This window comes from Streptomyces sp. NPDC046887, from assembly GCF_040644755.1.
Classification (GTDB): domain Bacteria; phylum Actinomycetota; class Actinomycetes; order Streptomycetales; family Streptomycetaceae; genus Streptomyces; species Streptomyces lichenis.
Genome location: NZ_JBEYXH010000013.1, coordinates 137,909 through 159,438, shown reverse-complemented (window position 1 = coordinate 159,438; position 21,530 = coordinate 137,909). Strand labels below are relative to the sequence as shown.

At 73.9% G+C, this 21,530-nt stretch carries 17 protein-coding genes; 14 read left to right on the top strand and 3 right to left on the bottom strand.

The genetic code is table 11. The features are described 5' to 3' along the window. Window positions 1-304: 304 nt before the first annotated feature. The 4 genes from ABZ945_RS15585 to ABZ945_RS15570 all read left to right on the top strand — a co-directional run bounded on the left by ABZ945_RS15585 (window position 305) and on the right by ABZ945_RS15570 (window position 5,910). Complete coding sequence (locus ABZ945_RS15585) at window positions 305-1,831, top strand: Re/Si-specific NAD(P)(+) transhydrogenase subunit alpha (RefSeq protein ID WP_361268906.1); 1,527 nt, start codon at window positions 305-307, stop codon at window positions 1,829-1,831. Between the two features lies 1 nt (window position 1,832). Further along, the gene (gene pntB, locus ABZ945_RS15580) at window positions 1,833-3,251 is read left to right on the top strand and encodes a Re/Si-specific NAD(P)(+) transhydrogenase subunit beta (protein WP_361268902.1); all 1,419 of its coding nucleotides are present in this window, start codon (window positions 1,833-1,835) and stop codon (window positions 3,249-3,251) included. A gap of 196 nt (window positions 3,252-3,447) precedes the next feature. Continuing rightward, window positions 3,448-4,200, top strand: coding sequence for an amino acid racemase (locus ABZ945_RS15575; RefSeq protein WP_361268899.1), 753 nt, complete (start codon window positions 3,448-3,450; stop codon window positions 4,198-4,200). Between the two features lie 57 nt (window positions 4,201-4,257). Further along, window positions 4,258-5,910: a helix-turn-helix domain-containing protein gene (locus tag ABZ945_RS15570; RefSeq protein WP_361268896.1), complete on the top strand. Its 1,653-nt coding sequence runs from the start codon at window positions 4,258-4,260 to the stop codon at window positions 5,908-5,910. A 25-nt stretch (window positions 5,911-5,935) separates the two neighbouring features. Here ABZ945_RS15570 and ABZ945_RS15565 read toward each other — a convergent pair whose 3' ends face one another. Continuing rightward, a complete protein-coding gene (locus ABZ945_RS15565; protein ID WP_361268893.1) occupies window positions 5,936-6,523 on the bottom strand; it encodes an isochorismatase family protein in 588 nt (195 codons plus the stop codon). 215 nt (window positions 6,524-6,738) lie between these two features. Between ABZ945_RS15565 and ABZ945_RS15560 the strand changes: the two genes are divergently transcribed. The 10 genes from ABZ945_RS15560 to menC all read left to right on the top strand — a co-directional run bounded on the left by ABZ945_RS15560 (window position 6,739) and on the right by menC (window position 19,385). After that, window positions 6,739-8,064 carry a serine hydrolase domain-containing protein gene (locus tag ABZ945_RS15560; protein ID WP_361268890.1) on the top strand — a complete coding sequence of 442 codons (1,326 nt, stop codon included), beginning with the start codon at window positions 6,739-6,741 and terminating at the stop codon, window positions 8,062-8,064. A gap of 30 nt (window positions 8,065-8,094) precedes the next feature. Then, window positions 8,095-9,918, top strand: coding sequence for a serine hydrolase (locus ABZ945_RS15555; RefSeq protein ID WP_361268888.1), 1,824 nt, complete (start codon window positions 8,095-8,097; stop codon window positions 9,916-9,918). A gap of 54 nt (window positions 9,919-9,972) precedes the next feature. Continuing rightward, window positions 9,973-11,601 carry an ABC transporter substrate-binding protein gene (locus ABZ945_RS15550; protein ID WP_361268885.1) on the top strand — a complete coding sequence of 543 codons (1,629 nt, stop codon included), beginning with the start codon at window positions 9,973-9,975 and terminating at the stop codon, window positions 11,599-11,601. Next, a complete protein-coding gene (locus ABZ945_RS15545) occupies window positions 11,598-12,611 on the top strand; it encodes an ABC transporter permease (protein ID WP_361268882.1) in 1,014 nt (337 codons plus the stop codon). Before ABZ945_RS15550 ends, ABZ945_RS15545 begins: the two co-directional genes overlap by 4 nt. Continuing rightward, a complete protein-coding gene (locus ABZ945_RS15540; protein ID WP_361268880.1) occupies window positions 12,611-14,443 on the top strand; it encodes a dipeptide/oligopeptide/nickel ABC transporter permease/ATP-binding protein in 1,833 nt (610 codons plus the stop codon). Before ABZ945_RS15545 ends, ABZ945_RS15540 begins: the two co-directional genes overlap by 1 nt. Further along, complete coding sequence (locus ABZ945_RS15535; RefSeq protein WP_361268877.1) at window positions 14,440-15,186, top strand: ATP-binding cassette domain-containing protein; 747 nt, start codon at window positions 14,440-14,442, stop codon at window positions 15,184-15,186. The genes ABZ945_RS15540 and ABZ945_RS15535 overlap by 4 nt, the downstream gene beginning before the upstream one ends. Next, a complete protein-coding gene (locus ABZ945_RS15530) occupies window positions 15,176-16,198 on the top strand; it encodes a membrane dipeptidase (RefSeq protein WP_361268874.1) in 1,023 nt (340 codons plus the stop codon). The genes ABZ945_RS15535 and ABZ945_RS15530 overlap by 11 nt, the downstream gene beginning before the upstream one ends. A 198-nt stretch (window positions 16,199-16,396) precedes the next feature. After that, window positions 16,397-17,479, top strand: coding sequence for a M20 family metallopeptidase (locus tag ABZ945_RS15525; RefSeq protein WP_361268871.1), 1,083 nt, complete (start codon window positions 16,397-16,399; stop codon window positions 17,477-17,479). Window positions 17,480-17,523: 44 nt separating this feature from the next. After that, window positions 17,524-18,276: a GNAT family N-acetyltransferase gene (locus ABZ945_RS15520; RefSeq protein WP_361268945.1), complete on the top strand. Its 753-nt coding sequence runs from the start codon at window positions 17,524-17,526 to the stop codon at window positions 18,274-18,276. Then, complete coding sequence (gene menC, locus ABZ945_RS15515) at window positions 18,273-19,385, top strand: o-succinylbenzoate synthase (protein ID WP_361268868.1); 1,113 nt, start codon at window positions 18,273-18,275, stop codon at window positions 19,383-19,385. The genes ABZ945_RS15520 and menC overlap by 4 nt, the downstream gene beginning before the upstream one ends. Here menC and ABZ945_RS15510 read toward each other — a convergent pair. After that, the gene (locus tag ABZ945_RS15510) at window positions 19,382-20,377 is read right to left on the bottom strand and encodes an AraC family transcriptional regulator ligand-binding domain-containing protein (protein WP_361268866.1); all 996 of its coding nucleotides are present in this window, start codon (window positions 20,375-20,377) and stop codon (window positions 19,382-19,384) included. The genes menC and ABZ945_RS15510 overlap by 4 nt on opposite strands. Before the next feature lie 474 nt (window positions 20,378-20,851). Continuing rightward, complete coding sequence (locus ABZ945_RS15505) at window positions 20,852-21,226, bottom strand: hypothetical protein (RefSeq protein WP_361268863.1); 375 nt, start codon at window positions 21,224-21,226, stop codon at window positions 20,852-20,854. Between the last annotated feature and the right edge of the window lie 304 nt (window positions 21,227-21,530).

Here is a 21,530-nt window from a genome sequence, read left to right as displayed (position 1 = left end):
CGGAGGCCGGAGGCCCGTGCGCGGCCGGGGCCGGGGGCCGCTCACCGGGCATCCGGCACGGGAGGCGGTGCCGATCGCGCCGATCGCCGGTACGCCCGGTGCGGACGGTATCGCACGCCGGGCGTACCGGGGCGTGCCACTCGGCGGGTTGCCGTGTTGTTGCCCACGCCTCACCCGTGCGTGCTGTTCAAGGGGAGTCCTCCCCGGCCAAGCTGTGCGGCACGCCCGGAAACATCGCGGGCGCGTTTCTGATCGAGTCGGGACCACCGCCGTTGACGGCCAGAGCAGCGAACGGAGAACACTCGTGATTGTCGGAGTCCTCAAGGAGGCGCGGGCGGGGGAGAGCCGGGTGTCGTCCACACCGGCCACCGTCGAGCGGATCCGCGCACTGGGGTACGGGGTGGTCGTCGACCCGGGCGCGGGCGCCGCGGCCGGCTTCCCCGACAGCGCCTACCAGGCCGCCGGTGCCACCGTCGGCGACGCGGCCGCGGCGGACGTGGTGCTGGGCGTCAACGCCCCCACCCCGGCGCAGCTCGACCTGGTCCGGCCGGAGGCGACGGTGATCGCCCTGTTCGCGCCGGCCTTCGACCCGGCGATGGTCGAGGAGCTGGGCGGCCGTCCCTTCACCGCGCTGTCGATGGACGCCGTGCCGCGCATCAGCCGGGCGCAGTCCATGGACGTGCTGTCCTCCATGGCGAACATCGCCGGCTACCGGGCGGTGATCGAGGCGGCGCACGAGTTCGGCCGGTTCTTCACCGGCCAGGTGACCGCGGCCGGCAAGGTGCCGCCGGCCAAGGTGCTGGTCGCGGGCGCCGGGGTGGCCGGACTGGCGGCCATCGGCGCCTCCGGCTCGCTCGGCGCGGTGGTACGCGCCACCGACCCCCGGCCCGAGGTGGCCGACCAGGTCCGCTCGCTGGGCGGCGAGTACCTGCCGATCGAGTCCCCCGAGGTGGAGGTCTCCGCGACCGGCTACGCCAAGGAGATGGGCGACGGCTACCGGGCGCGCGAGGCCGAACTGTACGCCGCCCAGTGCCGCGAGGCCGACATCGTCATCACCACCGCGCTGATCCCCGGCCGCCCCGCGCCCCGGCTGATCACCGCTGAGATGGTGGCGGCCATGCGGCCGGGTTCGGTGATCGTCGACATGGCGGCCGCCAACGGCGGCAACGTCGAGGGCACGGTGAAGGGCGGGAAGACCGTCACGGCCAACGGTGTGACGATCATCGGCTACACCGACCTCGCGGGCCGACTGCCCGCGCAGGCCTCGCAGTTGTACGGCACCAACCTGGTGAACCTGCTGAAGCTGATGACCCCCGGCAAGGACGCCCGACTGGTCCTCGACTGGGACGACCCGGTGCAGCGCTCCATCACGGTCGTACGCCGGGGCGAACCGGCCTGGCCCCCTCCGCCGGTCCAGGTCTCGGCGGCCCCGGCCCCCGCACCCGCCAAGGCCGTGGCGGAGCCCGCGCCGCAGAAGGCCCCGGCGACGGCGCGGCAGCGGTTCGGCGGCGCGGCCCTCGGCGCCCTGGCGCTCTTCCTCACCGCGGCGTTCGCCCCGGCGGCGCTGCTGCCCCATGTGACGGTCTTCGTGCTCGCGATCGTGATCGGCTACTACGTCATCGGCCATGTGCACCACGCGCTGCACACCCCGCTGATGTCGGTGACCAACGCGATCTCCGGGATCATCGTGGTCGGCGCGATCCTGCAGATCGGCCACGCGAGCACGGCGGTCACGGTGCTGTCGGCCGTGGCGATCCTGCTGGCCAGTATCAATGTCTTCGGCGGCTTCGCGGTGACGCGTCGCATGCTCGCCATGTTCAACCGGAGCTGACATGTCTGCGACCACCGCCGCACAGGCGGCCTACCTCGTCGCCGCGCTGCTGTTCATCATGGCGCTGGCGGGACTCTCCAAGCACGAGTCGGCACGGCTCGGCAACGCCTACGGCATCCTCGGCATGGGCGTCGCGCTCGCCGCGACCGTGGTACTCGCCGTGGACGGCGACATCAGCGCCGCGGGCATCGGGCTGATGGCCCTCGCGATGCTGATCGGCGCGCTGATCGGGCTGAGGAAGGCCCGCGGCGTCGAGATGACCGGCATGCCCGAACTGATCGCCCTGCTGCACTCCTTCGTCGGACTGGCCGCCGTACTGGTCGGCTGGAACGGCTTCCTGAACGTCGAGCACGACCCGGACGGCCACGAGGCCCGGGCCCTGGACGCGCTCGGCACGCTGGGCGTCCACCACGCCGAGGTGGTCATCGGCCTCTTCATCGGCGCGGTGACTTTCACCGGTTCCATCGTGGCGTATCTGAAGCTCGCCGCGAAGATCGACTCCAAGCCGCTGATGCTGCCCGGCAAGAACGCCCTCAACCTCGGTTCGCTGGGCCTGTTCGCGGCCCTGACGGTGTGGTTCGTCATCACCCCGGAGCTGTGGCTGCTGATCGCCGTGACGGCCCTGGCGCTGGCGCTGGGCTGGCATCTGGTGGCCTCCATCGGCGGCGGTGACATGCCGGTCGTGGTCTCGATGCTCAACAGCTACTCCGGCTGGGCCGCGGCCGCCTCCGGCTTCTTGCTCGGCAACGACCTGCTGATCGTCACCGGCGCGCTGGTCGGCTCGTCCGGTGCCTACCTCAGCTACATCATGTGCAAGGCGATGAACCGCTCCTTCCTCGCGGTCATCGCCGGCGGCTTCGGCATCGAGGCGGCCTCGGACGCGGACACCGACTACGGCGAGCACACCGAGATCACCGCCGAGTCCGCCGCCGAACTGCTCGGCTCGGCCCGGTCCGTGGTCATCACCCCCGGGTACGGCATGGCCGTGGCGCAGGCCCAGTACCCGGTCGCCGAACTCACCTCCAAGCTGCGCGCCCGGGGCGTCGACGTGCGGTTCGGCATACACCCGGTGGCCGGCCGGCTGCCCGGCCATATGAACGTGCTCCTCGCCGAGGCCAAGGTGCCGTACGACATCGTGCTCGAAATGGACGAGATCAACGAGGACTTCGCCAAGACCGACGTCGTCCTGGTGATCGGCGCCAACGACACGGTCAACCCGGCCGGGGCCGAGGACCCCGGCAGCCCCCTCGCCGGGATGCCGGTCCTCACCGTGTGGGAGGCCGGCCAGGTCATCGTGTTCAAGCGCTCGATGGCCTCCGGCTACGCGGGCGTGCAGAACCCGCTCTTCTTCAAGGAGAACACCGCGATGCTCTTCGGCGACGCCAAGGCCCGGGTGGAGGACATCGTCGGCGCCCTCTGAGGCGTGACGGTGCGTCGGGCCGGTGGCGGCGGTGTGGGAAGGCGTCCACGCCGCCGCCGCGGTCGCCTCGTCGGCCTGCCGTACGAACGCGGGCGGGAGCGTTCGGCGGCGGCGACGAGGCCCGGCGGGGGCCGGGCGGGCCAGGATCGGGACAGGCCCGCGGACGGCGGCGGGAACGACCGGAAGGCTGCCCCCTATGCGTCTCGCCACCCGCCCGGCCCTCGGGATGCTCGGCATCCTCGGCGGGATGGGGCCGCTCGCCACCGCGGACTTCTACCGCCGCCTGGTCGAGCGCACCCCGGCCGGCTCCGACCAGGCGCATCTGCCCGTGGTCCTCTGGGCTGACCCCGCCGTCCCGGACCGCACCGCGGCGCTGCTCGGCGAGGGGCCGTCCCCCGTGCCCGCCCTGGTGGAGGGTGCGCGCCGGCTCCGGGACGCGGGGGCGAGCTGCCTCGCCGTGCCCTGCAACACCGCGCACGCCTATGTGCAGCAGCTCTCCCGGGCCACCGGCGTGGAGGTCCTGGACATGGTCGGGGCCGCCCTGGAGGCGGCCGCGCGCCGGGTGCCGGGGGCCGAGCGGGTGGGGGTGCTGGCGACCCGGGGGACCCGGCTGGCCGGGTTGTACGAGCGGGCCGGGGAGCGGCTCGGGCTCGGCGTGGTCCAGGTGCCCGGCCCCGTACAGCGGGAGTACGTGGATCCCGCGATCCGCGCGGTCAAGGGCGGCGCCGACCTCGCCGGGCCCGAGCGGTGGATCGCCGTGGCGGCGGCGAGCCTGCGGGAGCGGGGCGCGCAGGCGGTCGTCGCCGCCTGTACGGAGCTGCCGCTGATCAGCGGGGCGGCGGCCCGGGTGCTGCCGCTGGTCGACTCCACCGACGCCCTCGCCGAGGCCGCCGTCGCCCGCCTCTGGCGCCCGGGCGAGGCGGTTCGTACGGTGGTACGAACAGGCTGACCCGTTCTCGTCCACAGGCACCGGATCGCCCGGCCGCGGGCGGCCTACCCTGCGGAGATGATCAGGCATATGTCGGCGTACCCCGCCCGAAGCCTCAGCCGGGTGCTGGAGGACTTCGGCCACACCCTGCTGGATCTGCTGTACGGCGACCCCGGGGCGGTCGGCGAGATCGGCGGCGTCGGCATCCACGACCCGTACGACGAGCAGCACTATCCGGAGCGCGCCATCGTGCTCGGTGTGGGGGTGCACGGCGCGGAGGAGACCGGCCGGCTGCTGCGCCAGCTCGGCGCGCTCGGCGCCACCGCCCTGGTGGTCCGCGGCCCCGTCGAGGACGAGGGTGCGCTGGAGCCGGTGGTGGAGGAGACCGGGGTGGCCCTGCTGGCCCTGACCCGCGGGGCCTCCTGGGCGCAGCTGGCGGCGATGCTGCGCACCCAGCTCGCCGAGGGCGATGTGGGGGAGGGCGAGGAGCAGACCCTGGGCGGGGTGCCGTCGGGCGACCTCTTCGCCGTGGCCAACGCGGTCGCCACCCTGCTCGACGCCCCGGTGACCATCGAGGACCGCCGCTCCCGCATCCTGGCGTTCTCCGGCCGGCAGGACGAGGCGGACGCGCCCCGGGTGGAGAGCATCCTGGCCCGCCAGGTGCCCGAGCGCTATCTGCGCCACCACGAGGAGCATGGCGTCTTCCGGGAGCTGTACCGGGGGGAGGGGCTGGTGCACGTCCCGGCCCCGGCCCTCGGCGACGAGGGGGCGCTGCCCCGGGTGGCGGTGGCGGTCCGGGCCGGGGACGAGTTCCTGGGCTCGGTGTGGGCGGCGCTGCGCAAGCCGCTGACCCCGGAGCGGGAGCGGGCCTTCCTGGAGGCGGCGAAGCTGGTCGCCCTCCATATGCTCCGCTTCCGGGCGGGCAGCGACGCCGAGAACCGGCTGCGGGCCGACCTCGTCACCACCGCGCTCGAAGGCGGGCCCGGGGCGCTCCAGGCGCTCGGCCGGCTCGGGCTGGTCGGCGAACCGGCGCTGGTCATGGCCATGGGCCTGGCGCCCGTACGGTCCGAACCGGACGAGGACCACGCCCAGATCACGGCCGAGCGCCAGCGCCTGGCCTCCGCCCTGGCCGTCCACCTCACCGCCGTGCAACCGCGGTCCGCCGTGGCCCTGCTCGGGGACGTCGTCTACGCGCTCTTCCCGGTGCCCGGCGACACCTCGCACGCCCGCGAGCGGGCCCTGCAGGTGGCCGCCAACTTCCTGGCCCGCACCGGCGACCGGACCGGCGCCGTCCTCGGGATCGGCTCGGTCGCCGCGGACCCCGCCGCGCTGCCGCGCTCCCGGGCCAACGCCGACCGGGCGCTGCGGGTGCTGTCCACCGGCCGCACCGGCCGGCGCGCGGCCTCGATCGCCGATGTGTATGTGGAGGCCCTGCTGATCGAGCTGCGGGACCTGGCCGTCGCCAACCGGGACCAGCTCTCCGGCCCACTCGCCCGCCTCGTCGCGTATGACACCCGGCACAACGCCCATCTGGTGCAGACCCTGCGGGCGTGGCTGGACGCCTTCGGGGATGTGATGACCGCCTCCGCCAGCGTGTTCGTGCACCCCAACACCTTCCGCTACCGGATCCGCCGGGTGGCGGAGGTGGGGGAGATCGACCTCCAGGACCCGGAGGCCCGGTTCGCCGCGATGCTGCAACTGCGGCTGCTGGGGCCGGGGTCGGGAGGGTAGGGCGGGCCGTCGGCCGGGGCCCGGCTCAGAGACGGACGCCCGGGGGGACGGCAAGCTCCGGGTGGGTGTCGTGGAAGGCGTCCGCGTCCTGGATGGTGCGCACCCAGTCGTAGAACAGCTCCTTGGTGGAGAGCGTCTCGATGGACTGGCCGGCCAGCCGCCGCAGGCCCCGCTCATGGGCGGCACCGGGGGAGTAGGCGGCGTCCTCCACCACCACGACGCGCTTGCCGGCCTGGTGCAGCCGGATGGCCGAGTGGGCCACACAGATGTCGGTCTCGATGCCGACGAGGACCATGGTGGTCCGGCCGGTGGCCTCGATGGCGGCGGCGATGTCCGGGTTGTCCCCGACGGCGAAGGCGTTCTTCGGCAGGGTGACCGCCGTGGCCGGCAGCGCCTCGCGGATCTCCGGGACGGTACGGCCGCTGGTGGCCGGGTCCTCCTCGGTCACCACCACCGGGATCTCCAGGCGGTCGGCGACGGAGGTGATCCAGGCGATACGCCGCACCAGGTCGTGGAACCGCTGCCGGTCCACATCGAGCCGCCCCGGCGGGTAGAAGTCGCTCTGCACGTCGATGACCACCAGGGCGCAGTCGTCGCGGTCGATCAGGGGCATCGTCGTCTCGTCTCCTCGTACCTCGGGTTTCCGCCACCCTAGGAATCGGGTCCCGGCCGGGAGTCGTCCGGCGGGCCAAGTCCCGGCCCGCCCGTTCGTCCTCCCGCACCAACCGCCGGGGCGCCCTTCCTCCCTACGCTTCCGGTCGAATCGCCGAGCCACCGGAGGACCAGCGTGAGCGCCGACTTCGAGCACCGAGCCACCGGAGGACCAGCGTGAGCGCCGACTTCGAGCACTGGGCCGACCGCCTGGCGGCGCTGGCCGCCGACTCCGAAGTGCCGGGCGCGAGCCTGGCCTTCCGGTACGGGGGTGAGACGCACGCCTTCGCCACCGGCGTCCTCAACACCGCCACCGGGGCGCCCGTGCGCACCGACTCCCTCTTCCAGATCGGCTCGGTCACCAAGGTGTGGACCGCCACCCAGCTGATGCTGCTGGCCGAGGAGGGCCGCCTCACCCTGGACACCCCGGTGGCGGAGGTCCTGCCGGAGTTCCGGGTGCGGGACCCCGAGGCCACGGCGGAGATCACCCCGCGCCATCTGCTCACCCACACCTCCGGCATCGACGGGGACCTGTTCCTGGACACCGGCCGGGGCGACGACTGCCTGCGGCGCTATGTCGAGGCCTGCGCCGAGCTGGAGCAGACCTTCCCAGTCGGCGACGCCCACTCCTACGGCAACTCCGGCTTCGTCATCGCGGGGCGCCTGGTCGAGCGGCTCACCGGCCGGGTCTGGGACCAGGACCTGCGCGAACGGATCTGCGAGCCGCTGGGGCTCACCCACACCTGGACCCTCCCGGAGGACGTGCTGCGCTTCGGCGCCGCCGTCGGCCATGACGAGCACGGCGCGGTGGTGGAGCGCTGGTCGCTGCCCCGGTCCGTCGGCCCGGCCGGGCTGATCTGCGCCCGGGCCGCCGATGTGGTCGCCTTCGGCCGCGCCCATCTCACCCCCGGCGCGCTGCTGGCCGATCCCGCCGCGCTGCGGCAGCCCCAGGTCGACCTGGTCAACCCGCACGCCGGCGGACGCCAGTGGGGCATCGGCTGGAGCCTGGACGAGTGGGACGGCCACCGGGTCGTCTCGCACACCGGCGACACCATCGGCCAGCACGCCGCCCTCTGGGTGCTGCCCGAACTCGGCACCGTCATCGCCGCGTTGGTCAACGGCGGCCGGAGCGTGGAGTTCCAGCACCGGCTGGCCACCGAACTCCTCCGGGAGCTGCACGCGATCGAGGTGCCCGCCCCGCTCGCCCCACCCGAGCGGCCCGTCGAGGTCGATCTCGACCCGCTCACCGGGGTGTACGAGCGGGCCGGCAGCCGCATCCAGGTCACCGCGCACCAGGGCCGGCTGAGGCTGCGCACCGAGCCCACCGGTCTGCTCGCGGGCCTCGGCCGCCCCCGCACCCTGGACCTGGTCGCCGTCGACGCGACCACCTTCCTCGGCCGGGACGAGGGCGAGGCCGTCTGGGACGCGGTGGTGTTCGAGCGGCGTCCCGACGGGCCCGCGTACCTCCACTACAGCGGCCGGGCCACCCCCAGGACCGGCTGACACCTCCCCGCACGATGGGACCACCACGCCATGGCAGCACCCTCCCGCGGCGACGACGTCACCGCCGCCCTCCGTACGGTCTTCGAGGAGGCCGGAGTCGAGGGCTTCGTCCACGCCCGCGACATCGACGGTGACCGCGAGGTCGCCTTCCGCGCCGACGCCCCCGTCATCGTCGCCTCGCTCCGCAAGATCCCCGTCGCCCTGACCTACGCCCGGCAGGCGGCGGCCGGGGCGCTCGACCCGACCGCCCGCCACACCATCACCGCCGCCCACCGCGAGGGCGGCGGCATCGGCACCGACAGCTGCCGGGACGATGTCACCCTGAGCACCCGCGATCTGGCCTTCCTGATGCTCTCGATGAGCGACAACGCGGCCACCGACAAGCTGATGGAGATCCTGGGCACCGACCGGGTGCGCGCCGTCGCCGCCGAACTCGGCTGCCCGCGCCTGCCGGTGGGGCGCTACCACGAGCTGTGGGACCCGGTGTGGCAGGAGCTGGGCCTCGACCCGGACGGCGACCTGGACGCCCAGCTGGACCGGGTGAGCGAGGACCGGATCAGGGGCCTGGCCATGCTCGACCCCACCCGGTCGCCCGCCGGCACCCCCCGGGAGATCACCTCCCTGCTCACGGCGATCTGGCGCGACCAGGCCGGACCGGCGAGCGCCTGCGCCGAGGTACGGGCCCTCATGGGCCGTCAGCTGTCCGTGCACCGCCTCGCCGCGGGCTTCGGCGACGAGGTGGGCGTCGCGGCCAAGAACGGCTCCCTGTGGGGCGTGCTCAACGAGGCGGCCGTGGTGGAGTACCCCGACGGGGGCCGCTACGCCGTCGCGGTCTTCCTGCGCACCCCCACCCTCGGGGGCCGTAACCCGGCGGCCGACGCCGCGATCGGGCGGGCCGCCCGGACGGCGGTGGACCAGCTGCGCCGGGCGCCGGCTGCCGCATGTACCGGAGGCGCGGCCCGGCCGTCCGGGCCGGTGCACACCGTGCTCGCCTCCGCCTTCGCCGAGGCCGGGGTCGAGGGCCATGTGCATGTCCGGGACCTGGACACCGGCGCGGAGTTCGGCCAGGGCGGCGACGCCCCGGTGGTGCTCGCCTCCGTCTTCAAGGTCCCCATCGCGCTGGAGTACGCCCGGCAGGTGGCGGCCGGGGAGCTGGACCCGGTCGGCCGCCACACGGTCACGGCCGCCTACCGGGCCGGGGGCAGCGGTACCGACGGCTGCGCGGACGATGTGGAGATGAGCGCCCGCGACCTCGCGTTCATGATGATGACCATCAGCGACAACGCGGCGAGCGACCTGCTCCTTGACCTGGTCGGCCCCGAGCGGGTCCGTGCGACGCTCGACCGCCTGGGCTTCCCGGGCTTCGGCTTCTCCTCCTGCGCCGCCCTGGACGACGACATCCGCCGGGAACTCGGCCTGGACCCGGGCCGCTCGCTGGACGAGCAACTGGCATCCATCCCCGACGCACGGCTGCTCGCCCTGCGCGCCTGCGCCCCGGGCACCAGCCCGTCGAGCACGCCCCGCGAGGTGACCGCGCTGCTCGCCGCCCTCTGGCACGACCAGGCAGGACCGGCGAGCGCCTGCGCCGAGGTACGGGACCTGATGCGGCAGCAGGTGTGGCAGCACCGCCTGGTCTCCGGCTTCCCCGAGCCGGGCGTGCGGCTCGCGGGCAAGACCGGCACCGACTTCGCCGTACGGAACGAGGCCGGGGTGGTCGAGTACCCCGACGGCAAGCGGTACGCGGTGGGCGTCTTCCTGCGCACCTCCACCGCCGCCACCCGGCAGCCCCTGGCGGATCGCGCCATCGGCCGAGCCGCCCGCGCCGCCGTCGACCACCTCCGCGCCCGGGGTTGACCGACCGCCCGGCCCCGCCCACCCAGCGCTGCCGCCCCCCCCAAGGAGCCCCCTGTGAAACCCCCGATCCCCTCGATCCCCCCGATCCCCTCGATCCCCTCGGCCAGGAGCGCCAAGGTGGTGTCCGCCTGTCTGGCGGCGGCACTGCTGACGACCGGCTGCGGGGGTGTCGCCCCGGCCGGATCGTCCGGCGGTGACGCCTTCAGCTACGCGATCCGGAGCGACCCGGGACTGCTCGACCCGGCCCAGGTCCAGAACACCACCACGTACACCGCGCTCTCGCTGGCCTACGACACCCTGGTGCACACCGGGCCCGACGGCCGGACGGTCCCCGGACTGGCCGAGAAGTGGAGCGTCAGGCCCGACTCCGTCACCTTCACCCTGCGTCCCGGTACCACCTGCTCCGACGGCAGCCCGGTGACCGCGAGCACCGTCGCCGCGAACGTCGCCCACCTCACCGATCCGGCCACCAAGTCGCCCGCCTACGGGGTGGTGGTCCCCGAGGGCCTCACCGCCGAGGCGGACGACGCCGCCCGCACGGTGACGCTCTCCACCCCGGAGCCGTTCGCCTTCATCCTGCGGAGCACCCGCTACCTCTTCGTCGTCTGCGGGGCGGGGCTGAAGGACCGCACGCTGCTGCGGAGCGGCACCTCCGGGTCGGGCCCCTTCCGGCTGACCGCCGCCGAGCCCGGGCAGAGCTACACCTTCGCCCGGCGCGAGGACTACACCTGGGGGGCGGACGGGGCGACCACCGCCGACCCCGCGATGCCCGGCTCGGTGGTGCTCAAGGTCGTCGGCAGCGAGGCGACGGCCGCCAACCTGCTCCTCTCCCACCAGCTGAACGGGGCCCAGCTGACCGGGCCGGACCGCGCCCGGGTCACCGGCGTCCCCGGCATCACCACCACCGACCAGGCCAACGGCACCCAGGAGTTCTTCTTCCACCAGGGCACCGGGCACCCCGGCAGCGACCCGGCCGTCCGCACCGCCCTGCTCCAGGCCGTGGACCTCGGCTCCCTCGGCGCGATCGCCACCGGCGGGACCGGCCGCGCCCCCACCGGTCTGGTCATGGCACCGAAGCCCTGCCCCGGCGACACCGTCACCGGCCGACTGCCCGGCTATGACCCGGGGGCGGCGGCCTCGGCCCTGGACACCGCCGGGTGGCACCGCGGCCCGGGCGGAGTCCGGGCGAAGGACGGCCGGAGGCTGACCATCCGGATGATCTACGGCGCCTCGTCCGGCGAGACCATGGCCGCCGCGGCCGAGTACCTGGCCGAGGCCTGGCGGACGGCCGGCGCCGAGGTCCGGCTGCGGGCCGTGTCCGACGCGGCGTACGGCGAGGTGGAGGCGGTCACCCAGGACTGGGACGTCAACTGGGCGCCCCTCGGCGTCACTCTGCCCACCCAGCTGCTCGGGGCGCTGTCCGGCCCCTTCACCCCCGACGGGGGCAACTTCGCCCACCTCAGCAACACCAGGTACGAGCAGCTGACCGCCGAGGCGAGCAGGCTGCCCGACGCCACCGGCTGCGCCCTGTGGCAGCGCGCGGAACACGCCCTCCTGGACAGCGCGGACATCGTCCCGGTCATCGACAAGACCGTCACCACCGCCGCCCACAACGCCACCTTCCGTATCACCTCGGGCCTCTTCGACCCGACCTCGATCCGGATGACGGGAGGAGCGAAGTGACCGCCCCGCCCGACACCGGCATCGGCGCCCCGCCGCGCCGCTCCCGGCGGCTGACCGGCCGCCTCCTCGCCCGCCGGCTGCTCCGGCTGGCCGGTTCGCTCGCCGTGCTGGTGGTCGCCTCGTTCGCGATGATCCACCTCATCCCCGGCGACCCGCTGCGCCAGATGCTCGGCGCGACCGCCCCGAAGGAACTGGTCGACCAGCGCAGAGCCGAACTCGGCCTCGACCAGCCGCTGCCGGTGCAGTTCGCGGACCATGTGCGGCAGTTGCTCTCCGGCGACCTCGGCACCTCCTTCTTCTCCGCCCAGCCGGTGGCCGACATCATCAAGCAGGGCCTTCCGCACACCCTGGCGCTCGCCGCCCTGGCCACCCTCACCGCGCTCGCCGTCGCCGTGCCCCTGGGACTCTGGGCCGCCGTGCGCACCCGCGACGGACGCCGACGGGGCACCGAGACCGCGTTCACCACCCTCACCGGCGCCGCCGTCGCCGTCCCCGAATACCTCTACGGGTTGGCGCTGCTGCTCGTCCTCTCCCTGGGACTCGGGCTGTTCCCGCCGGCCGGTCTCACCGGCCCCGCCTCCTATGTCCTGCCGGTCACCGCCCTCGCCATCGCCCCGGCGGCCATGATCGCCCGCCTCGCCCGGGTCGAGACCCTGCGCGAACTCGACGGCGACTACATGCGCCTGGCCCGCGCCAAACGGCTGCCCGCCTGGCGGTTGTACGCGGTCCATCTGCTGCCCAACACCCTCACCGCGACCCTCACCATGGGCGGTCTGCTGCTCAGCGGCCTGATCACCGGAAGCGTGCTGGTCGAGAACGTCTTCGCCTGGCCCGGGCTCGGTCTGCGCACGGTCGAGGCCATCACCCAGAAGGACTATCCGGTGGCGCAGGCCATGATCCTCGTCTACGGAGCGCTGGTCCTCGTCGTCAACTTCCTGGTGGACGTGCTGCTCGGCGTCCTCGATCCGAAGTCTTCCCTGTCCGCGTCCACCACCCATGGGGAGGGCTGATGCGCCGTCTGCCACGCAACCCCGCCGGTCTGCTGGGCGCCGGAATCGTCGCCCTCCTCGTGCTGCTCGCCCTGACCGGCCCGCCGCTCTGGGCGGACGCCGCCGCCCGGATCAACCCGAAGGAGATCAGCCAGGGGTCGTCCGCCGCGCATCTGCTCGGCACCGACGCCCTGGGCCGGGACCTGCTCGCCCGGACCCTGGTCGCCACCCGGCTGACCCTGGGCCTCGCCCTGCTGGCCACCCTGATCGGCACCGCCACCGGCATCCTGCTCGGCACCCTGCCGCAGGTCCTGCCCCGGCGCGCGGGCCGCGCGGTGATCGCCGCCGTCGATCTGCTGGTGGCCTTTCCCGCCCTGCTGCTGGCCATGTTCACCGCCGTGGTGGCCGGACTCGACGCCCAGGGCGCGGTGCTCGGCATCGGCGCCGCACTCGCCCCGGCCTTCGCCCGGCTCACCCACACCATGACCGCGTCCGTCGCCGGAGCCGACTACATCGCCGCGGCCCGGATGCTGGGCGTGCCCCGCCACCGCGTCCTCACCCGGCATGTCCTGCCCAACATCGCCGAACCGCTGATCCTCAACACCGCCCAGGCCATGGGCGGCGCCCTGCTCGGCCTGTCCGCGATGTCCTTCCTCGGCATGGGCGTCCAGGCACCCGCCTACGACTGGGGCCGGCTGCTCAACGAGGCCTTCGGGCACGTCTATGTCACCCCGTCGGCCGTCGTCGCCCCCGCCCTGGCCGTGACCCTGGCCGGTCTCGGCTTCATGCTGCTCGGCGACTCCTTCGCCCGGGCCGCCGCCCACACCCGCGCCCCGGCCGGCGGGCCGCCCGCCGCCCCCGCCGTGGCCCCGGCCACCGACGAGCCCGCACCGGACACCGTCCTGGAGGTACGGGACCTCACCGTCGCCTTCCCCGGCGGCGTCACCCCGGTACGGCAGGTGTCGCTGACCGTGCGCGCCGGTGAGATCCTCGGCCTGGTCGGCGAGTCGGGCAGCGGCAAGAGCATGACGGCCGCCGCCATCGGGCAGCTGGTGCCCCACCCCGGTCTCGCCGGCAGCGCCCGTATCCGCCTCGGCGGGACGGACTTGGACGGCCTGACCCCGTCCGAGCGCCGCGGACTGCTCGGCTCCTCTCTCGCGATGGTCTTCCAGGACCCCACCAGTGCCCTCAACCCGGCTCTGCGGGTCGGCGGCCAGCTCGCCGAGGTGGCCACCCTGCACGGCGGGGCCACCCGCACCGAGGCGCGGGCCCGCGCCGTGGAACGGCTCGACCGGGTCCGTATCCGCCATCCCGCCGACACCGCCCGGCGGTACCCGCACGAACTCTCCGGCGGTATGCGCCAGCGCGCCGTCATCGCCATGGGGCTGATGAACACCCCCCGGCTGATCATCGCCGACGAGCCCACCACCGCCCTGGACGTCACCGTCCAGCGCGAGGTGCTGCGGGTGCTGCGCGAAGCCGTGGACGAGACGCGCGCGGGCGCCCTGTTCATCTCCCATGACATCGCCGTCGTCGGCGAGGTGTGCGACCGGATCGCGGTGATATACGCGGGGCGGGTGGTCGAGGAACTGCCCGCCGACGCCCTCCAGCAGGCCCGCCACCCCTACACCCGCGCCCTGGTCGGCTCGCTGCCCGACATGGACACCGACCGCTCACGCCCCCTCACCACCATCCCCGGCCGCCAGCCCGCACCCGGGGACATCGGGGAGGGCTGCGCCTTCGCCGACCGGTGCGCCCTCGCCACCGCCCGCTGCGCCACCCGCCCCGAACTGCGCACCCGCACGGGCACTCACACGGGCACCCACTCCGTGGCCTGCTGGGAGGTCCAGTGAACATCAGCGATCCGGTGAACATCAGCGAGCTCACCGTCCGTTTCGGCTCGCACACCGCCGTCGACCGGCTCAGCCTGGAGGTCCCGAAGGGCTCCACCACCGGTCTGGTGGGGGAGTCCGGCTCCGGGAAGTCCACCCTGGCCCGGGCGGTGGCCGGACTCATCCCGTACCGGGGCACGGTCACCGGGGTCGAACCCGGCCGGATCCAGATGGTGTTCCAGGACCCGTCCTCCTCGCTCAACCCCCGGATGAGCATCGGCGACGCCATCGCCGAGGGCGTCCGCGTCCCGCGCGCCCGGCGGGCGGCGGAGGTCGGGCGCCTCCTCGAACTGGTCGCCCTGCCGGCCGCGTACGCGGGCAAGTACCCCCGCGAACTCTCCGGCGGCCAGTGCCAGCGCGTCGCCATCGCCCGCGCCCTGGCGGCCGGGCCGGAGCTGCTGATCGCCGACGAGATCACCTCCGCCCTGGATGTCTCGGTCCAGGGCGCCGTGCTCAACCTGCTGCGCGAACTCCGCGGTGAGCTGGGCCTGACCATGCTGTTCATCTCGCACAACCTCGCCGTGGTGCGGTACGTCTGCGACGCCGTCGCCGTGATGCGCCACGGCCGGCTGGTGGAGTCCGGCCCCGTCCAGGACGTGATCGGCGCACCCCGGCACGCGTACACCCGCGCCCTGCTCGATGCCGTCCCGCGCCTGAGCCCCGCCCCCGTTCTTGCCCCTGAAAGGGTTCCCCGTGTCCGCTGACCTCCACCGTCGTGCCGTCGTCGCCGACGCCCACAACGACCTGCTGATGGCCGTCACCGCACGCCCCCCGCGGCGCTGGGGTGCCTTCTTCCGCGAGCGCTGGCTGCCGCAACTGCGCGCGGGCGGTATCGACATCCAGGTGCTGCCGGTGTTCGTCGACGACCAGTACCGCCCCGAGGGCGCGCTCCGGCAGACCCTCCGCATGATCGAGTGCGCCCACACCCTCGCCGAGGCCAACGCCGACCAGGTCGCGCTCTGCCTCGACGGCGCCGGGATCGACGCCGCTCTGGCCGAGGGCAAGGTGGCCCTGGTGCTCGCTCTGGAGAGCGCGCCCGGCATCGACGCCTCGGTGGAACTCCTGCCCACCCTCTTCCGCCTCGGCGTACGGATCGCCTCCCTCGCCCACTGGGGGCGCACCCCGTTCGCCGACGGCAGCCGGGAGGACGCCACCGGCAGCCGGCTGACCGCCCCCGGTGTCCAGGCGCTGCGGGAGATGGAACGGCTCGGCATGCTGTTCGACATCTCCCATCTGGGGGCGAGCGGGGTGGCCCATGTCCTGGAGCTGGCCACCAAGCCCCTGATCGCCACCCACTCCTGCGCCCGGGCGCTGCGCGACCACCACCGCAACCTCACCGACGAGCAGATCCGGGGCGTGGCCGCCACCGGCGGGGTGGTGTGCGTCAACTTCGTACCGGACTTCCTCACCGACGACCAGGCGAAGGTGGGCACCGACCGGATCGCCGACCATATCGAGCACCTGGTCTCCGTGGCCGGGATCGACCATGTGGGCCTGGGCTCGGACTTCGTCCGCGAGGTCATGGCGGATGTCACCCCGCCCTGCTGCGAGAGCCCGGACGACGAGGACCCGATGTTCGACTTCCCCGGTCTGGAGGGGCCCGCGGGGATGCCCCTGGTGACCGAGGCGCTGGTCCGCCGGGGCCTGCCGGAGCCGGACATCCTGAAGATCCTCGGCGGGAACACCCGGCGGCTGATGGCCGAGCACATGGGCTGACCGCCGGGCTCCGCCCGCGCTCCGGCGCGCCTTCGGTGCGCGGTACGAACCGGGCGGTCAGGTTCTGTCACCACACCACCAACCGCGTCCCCGCCACCCTGCCTAGCGTGGCGGACGAACCGATCTGGAGGACCCACCGTGCCGGTTGACCGAGAACCCCGTCCACCGCGAGCGGACCACGCGTTCGACCTTGACGCCATGCTCGCCGACCTCGAAGAGCTCGTCGTCTGCGAGTCGTACTCCGCCGACCACGCCGCGGTGGCCCGCAGCGCGCGGGTGGTCGCCGACCAGGGCGGCCGGCTGCTCGGCGCCCGCCCGGAGACACTGGTGGTCGACGGCGTCACCCATGTCCGGTGGACCTTCGGCACCCCGCGCGTCCTGCTGCTCGGCCACCATGACACGGTCTGGCCGATCGGCTCGCTGGCCACTCACCCCTGGTCGGTGGAGCGGGGCGTCGCCCGCGGTCCGGGCGTCTTCGACATGAAGGCCGGGCTGGTGCTGCTGTTCCACGCCCTGGCCGCGCTGCCCTCCCTGGACGGCGTGTGCGTGCTGGTGACCGGGGACGAGGAGGTCGGCTCGGACACCTCCCGCCCGCTCATCGAGGAGCTGGCGCGCCGGTGCGCGGCCACCCTGGTGCTGGAACCCTCCGCACCCGGGGGAGCGCTGAAGACCGGCCGCAAGGGCCTGTCCCACTACGACCTCACCGTGCACGGCCGGGCGGCCCACGCCGGACTCGAACCGGAGAAGGGCGTCAACGCGGCGACCGAGCTGGCCCACCAGATCCTCGCCCTGAGCCGGATCGCCGACACGGTCACCGCCCAGGCCGGGCCCGGGACCACGGTCACCCCCACCCTGGCCTCGGCCGGCACCACCACCAACACCGTGCCCGCCCGCGCCGACCTCAGCGTGGACGTACGCGTCCCGACCGCGGCGGCCCAGCAGGCGGTGGACCGCGCGATCAGGGCCCTGCACCCGCACCACCCGGACGCGCGCCTCTCGCTCGCCGGCGGCCCCAACCGCCCGCCCCTGGACCCTGAGGCGTCCCGGCGGCTCTTCGCCCGGGCCGAGGAGACCGCCCTGCGGCTCGGTCTGGACCCGCTGCGGCAGGCGGCCGTGGGCGGAGGCTCCGACGGCAACTTCACCGCCGGGGTCGGCTGCCCCACCCTGGACGGCCTCGGCGCCGTCGGCGACGGCGCCCACGCCGACCATGAACACGTCCTCACCGCCACCCTGCCGGACCGCGCCCGGCTGCTGGCCCACCTGGTCGGAGCGCTCCAGTGAACGCCCCCGAGCCGAGGGGGCTCGAACTCCGGGAACTGCACACCATGGCGGAGCTCGACACCGTCTGCCGCCTCTACGCCGACATCTGGGGCACCGGCGCCGACAGCCCACCGGTCTCCGCCGAGGTGATGCGCGCCCTGTCCCACGCGGGCAACTACGTGGCCGGCGCCTATGAGGACGGCCGGCTGGTCGGCGCGTCCGTCGCCTTCTACGCGGAGCCCGTCGGCACCACCCTGCACTCCCATATCACCGGCACCGCCATGGGACGCGGCATAGGGCTCGCCCTCAAACGGCACCAGCGCGACTGGGCCCTGGCCCGCGGGCTGAAGCGGATCACCTGGACCTACGACCCGCTGATCCGCCGCAACGCCCACTTCAACCTGGTGAAGCTGGGTGCCCGCCCCGAGGAGTACCTGCGGTCGTTCTACGGGGCGATGGACGACGCCATCAACGGCGGCGACGAGTCCGACCGGGTGCTGGCCGCCTGGGACTTGACCGCGCCCCCGGGGCCGTACCCTCTCGACCTGCCCCCGGACACCGCCCATGGCGTCCGCGACCAGGACGGCCGCCCACTCCTCGGCCCCACCGACGCCGGCACCGTGCTGATCGACCTCCCCGACGACATCGAAGCGCTGCGCCGCACCGACCCGGGCGCCGCCCAGGACTGGCGGCTGGCCGTCCGCCAGGTCCTCGACGGACTGCTGGCCGAGGGGGCCAGGGTCGCCGGGTTCCACGACCGCCGCAGCTATGTCGTCCACCGCGCCCACCCCCGTACCGCAGGAGCCATCCGCATATGAAGACCACGATCTCCGGCGTCGAACTGCGCCGTATCGCCATGCCGCTCGTCGCCCCGTTCCGCACCTCCTTCGGGGTCGAGACCAGCCGCGATGTGCTGCTCGTCCGGGTGGTCACCTCCGACGGCACGGAGGGCTGGGGGGAGTGCGCGGCCATGTCCGAACCGCGCTACTGCTCCGAGTACGTGGACGGGGCCCAGGACGTGCTGCGCCGCTTCCTCGTCCCGGCGCTGCCGAAGGACGGCGTGGACGCGGCGGCGGTGGGCCGTCTGCTGCACCCCTTCACCGGCCACCACATGGCGAAGTCGGCGCTGGAGACGGCGGTGCTCGACGCCCAGCTCCGCTCCTCCGGCGAGTCCTTCGGCTCGTACCTCGGCGCGGCCCGCGACCGCGTGCCCTGCGGGGTCTCCGTCGGCATCATGGACTCGATCCCCGAACTCCTGGACGCGGTCGAGGGGTACGTGGCCGAGGGCTATGTCCGGATCAAGCTGAAGATCGAATCCGGCTGGGACGTCGAGCCGGTCCGCGCCGTCCGCGAGCGCTTCGGCGACGACCTCCTCCTCCAGGTCGACGCCAACGCCGCGTACACCCTGGTCGACGCCCAGCAGCTGGCCAAGCTCGACGACTTCGGACTGCTGCTGATCGAACAGCCCCTGGCCAACGACGACATGGTCCAGCACGCCCGGCTCGCCCGGCTGCTGCGCACCCCGATCTGCCTGGACGAGTCCATCGAGTCGGCCGCCGACGCCGCGGCGGCCCTCTCGCTGGGCGCCTGCTCGATCATCAACATCAAGCCGGCCCGGGTCGGCGGCTACCTCGAAGCCCGCCGCATCCACGACCTCGCCCGCGCGCACGGCGTCCCGGTGTGGTGTGGGGGCATGCTGGAGACCGGCGTCGGCCGCGCCGCCAACCTCGCCCTCGCCGCCCTCCCCGGCTTCACCCTCCCCGGGGACACCTCGGGCTCCTCCCGCTACTTCGCCACGGACATCACGGACCCCTTCGTCCTCGCGGACGGCCATCTCGACGTCCCGACCGGCGCGGGCCTGGGCGTCCAGCCGCTCCCCGACGTCCTGAAGGAGGTCACCACGTCCACCGAGTGGATCGCGCTCTAGTCCTGCTCAGCGCCCGGCGGCCGCATGCCGCGGAGGGCCGTGGCCGTGTGGCCGGTCCAGCGGTGGATGGCCCGGCGCAGGGTCCGGGCGTCGGTGTAGCCGCCCTCCTTCGCGATCGACTCCAGCGTCAGGCCGGTGGTCCGCAGCAGCTCCAGGGTGCGCGTACGGCGCAGCAGTTCGAGCTCCGCCGTCCACGAGGTGCCGTGCTCGTCCAGCCGGCGCTGCAGCGTGCGCGGACTGACCGACAGCCGCCCCGCCACCGCGGACAGGCTCGGCGTGCGCTCCGCGCAGACCTCGCGCAGGGTGCCGCGGAAGGAGTCCAGCCAGTTCCGGAGCGGGACGGCCGCCGTGAGGCCCATCTCGGTCTGCCTGCGCACCACCTCCGACAGCCCCGGCTGGGCGTGCGCGAGGGGCGTGCGCAGGTCGGCCGCCCGGAAGGTGATGGAGCTGACGGGGCTCTCGAAGTCGATGGCCGCCGTGCCGTACAGGTCGACCAGGCTCCGGTGCTCCCGGGGCGCCCGCGCGGTGAGCGCCACCCGGACGGGGACGATCTGCCGGAACGTGGCCTCCGTCAGCCGCTGGCGGAGCAGGCCGAGGCTGTAGGCGCGAATGGCCGAGGCGGTGTCGTAGGCCAGCTCGGCGGTGTTCACGTGGCTGACCACGATCTGCGGACCGTTGTCGGTGATGACCAGGGCTTCGGTCCGCGCGTCCGCGACGGCGGGCAGGAGGTCGGTGGCGTCCCGCAGACCCTGGAGCGGAGTGGGCGCGGAGGTGATCAGGTAGTCCCAGGCGCCGAGGCGGCCGAGGGCCGACTGGCGGGCCATCATCGCAGCCACCTCGGTCCACGAGGCCCGGGCGGTCATCAGGTCCCAGATGCGCACATTGGTGGCCGCCGGGGTGCGGTACCGGTCGTCGTTCAGGTGCTCGGGAGCCACGCCGAGCAGGCCGGCGAACGCGTCCGGCCGGATCCCCAGGAGGCCGGCGCTCGCCACGTTCAGCCGGGTGAGGGCGGACGGCGTCGTCCCCGGATGGGCGGTGGCCGTCGTGGACGCCTCGGGACCGCTCGCGGAAGCGGCCGCCGGCCCGGCGGGCCGGCGGGGCGGGCCGGCGGGGCGGGAGGCGGCGGTGGCGTCAGGCGCCCTGCGGATGGCGTCCTGAGCCCTCGGCCGTGCCGCATCCGCGCGTATACCTTCGTGATCGTTCTCGTTCGAGCGGTTCATCGGACGCTCCGAAATGCGGTGACCTGGTGCTCCGCTGTCGCAGCGGCCCACTGTAATCGATGCCGACGGCGCCTCATCTGGGCCGTCGTCACATCGGGCAGGCGAACAGGCAGGCAGGCGAGCGCCGTCGCGGCGGTACGGGGGTCCCCCGCGCGGCGCGCTCCTGTCAACGGCGACGGGGACACCGTCCGGTCCATCAGCCGGGGCCCGGCCCCTCCGCCCGGCCGGCCCAGGCGGTCCCCCCGGTCAGCACTCCCCGCGCCAGACCACCTTGGTGAAGGTCACCCCGGGGGCGAAGTCGAGCTTGTACTCGCCGGGGCCCGGGTTGTAGTGCAGGCACCGCTCCCAGGTGCCGCCGTTGTAGGTCCAGGTCAGCTGGATGTGGTCGGCGTTGGGGTAGGGGATGCCGTTGTTGAAGACCGACTGCCCGGAGACGCTGCCGGTCCAGTTGTCGGTGACCCGCAGCGCCACGGCGCCGGTCTGCCCCTCTCCCGCGTAGACGCAGAAGTTCTCCTTCGGGCAGCCGGACGGGTCGGGTTCGGCCAGGGCGGTGGGCGCCGAGACCGCGCCCAGGAGGATGACGGCGCCGGCGGTGGCGGCGGCGAACGCGGACGTACGCATGGTGCTGCTCCAGGGATGAGGTGGGGGTGGGAGGCTTCGGCCGCTGACCGTTCTACCGGGTGGCCGAGAGCGGAGGCGACAACTCCGGGAGCCTGATCCCGCCGACTTGGCGCACATCCGTACGACCCGTGGCGGCAGCTCACCGGGGTGCGGGAGGTGCGGCAACGCCGTATGCCCTGCTGGCGGTTGGCGGGATCGGTGTCATACGGAAACAGTGGTGCGGTTCCACCCCTGCGGCACCGCGGGCCGCATGCCAGATTGGGCACCGCCCGGCGCCGAGAGCCGACCCGGACCGGGCGCGTCC

Excerpts from the sequence above, each read along its gene's own strand:
- ABZ945_RS15565 (WP_361268893.1), bottom strand. The coding sequence starts at position 6,523 with ATGCCCCTGATCGACCGCGACGACTGCGCCCTGGTGGTCATCGACGTG.
- pntB (WP_361268902.1), top strand. The coding sequence starts at position 1,833 with ATGTCTGCGACCACCGCCGCACAGGCGGCCTACCTCGTCGCCGCGCTG.
- ABZ945_RS15570 (WP_361268896.1), top strand. The coding sequence starts at position 4,258 with ATGATCAGGCATATGTCGGCGTACCCCGCCCGAAGCCTCAGCCGGGTG.
- ABZ945_RS15525 (WP_361268871.1), top strand. The coding sequence starts at position 16,397 with ATGCTCGCCGACCTCGAAGAGCTCGTCGTCTGCGAGTCGTACTCCGCC.
- ABZ945_RS15505 (WP_361268863.1), bottom strand. The coding sequence starts at position 21,226 with ATGCGTACGTCCGCGTTCGCCGCCGCCACCGCCGGCGCCGTCATCCTC.
- ABZ945_RS15575 (WP_361268899.1), top strand. The coding sequence starts at position 3,448 with ATGCGTCTCGCCACCCGCCCGGCCCTCGGGATGCTCGGCATCCTCGGC.
- ABZ945_RS15540 (WP_361268880.1), top strand. The coding sequence starts at position 12,611 with ATGCGCCGTCTGCCACGCAACCCCGCCGGTCTGCTGGGCGCCGGAATC.
- ABZ945_RS15555 (WP_361268888.1), top strand. The coding sequence starts at position 8,095 with ATGGCAGCACCCTCCCGCGGCGACGACGTCACCGCCGCCCTCCGTACG.
- menC (WP_361268868.1), top strand. The coding sequence starts at position 18,273 with ATGAAGACCACGATCTCCGGCGTCGAACTGCGCCGTATCGCCATGCCG.
- ABZ945_RS15520 (WP_361268945.1), top strand. The coding sequence starts at position 17,524 with ATGGCGGAGCTCGACACCGTCTGCCGCCTCTACGCCGACATCTGGGGC.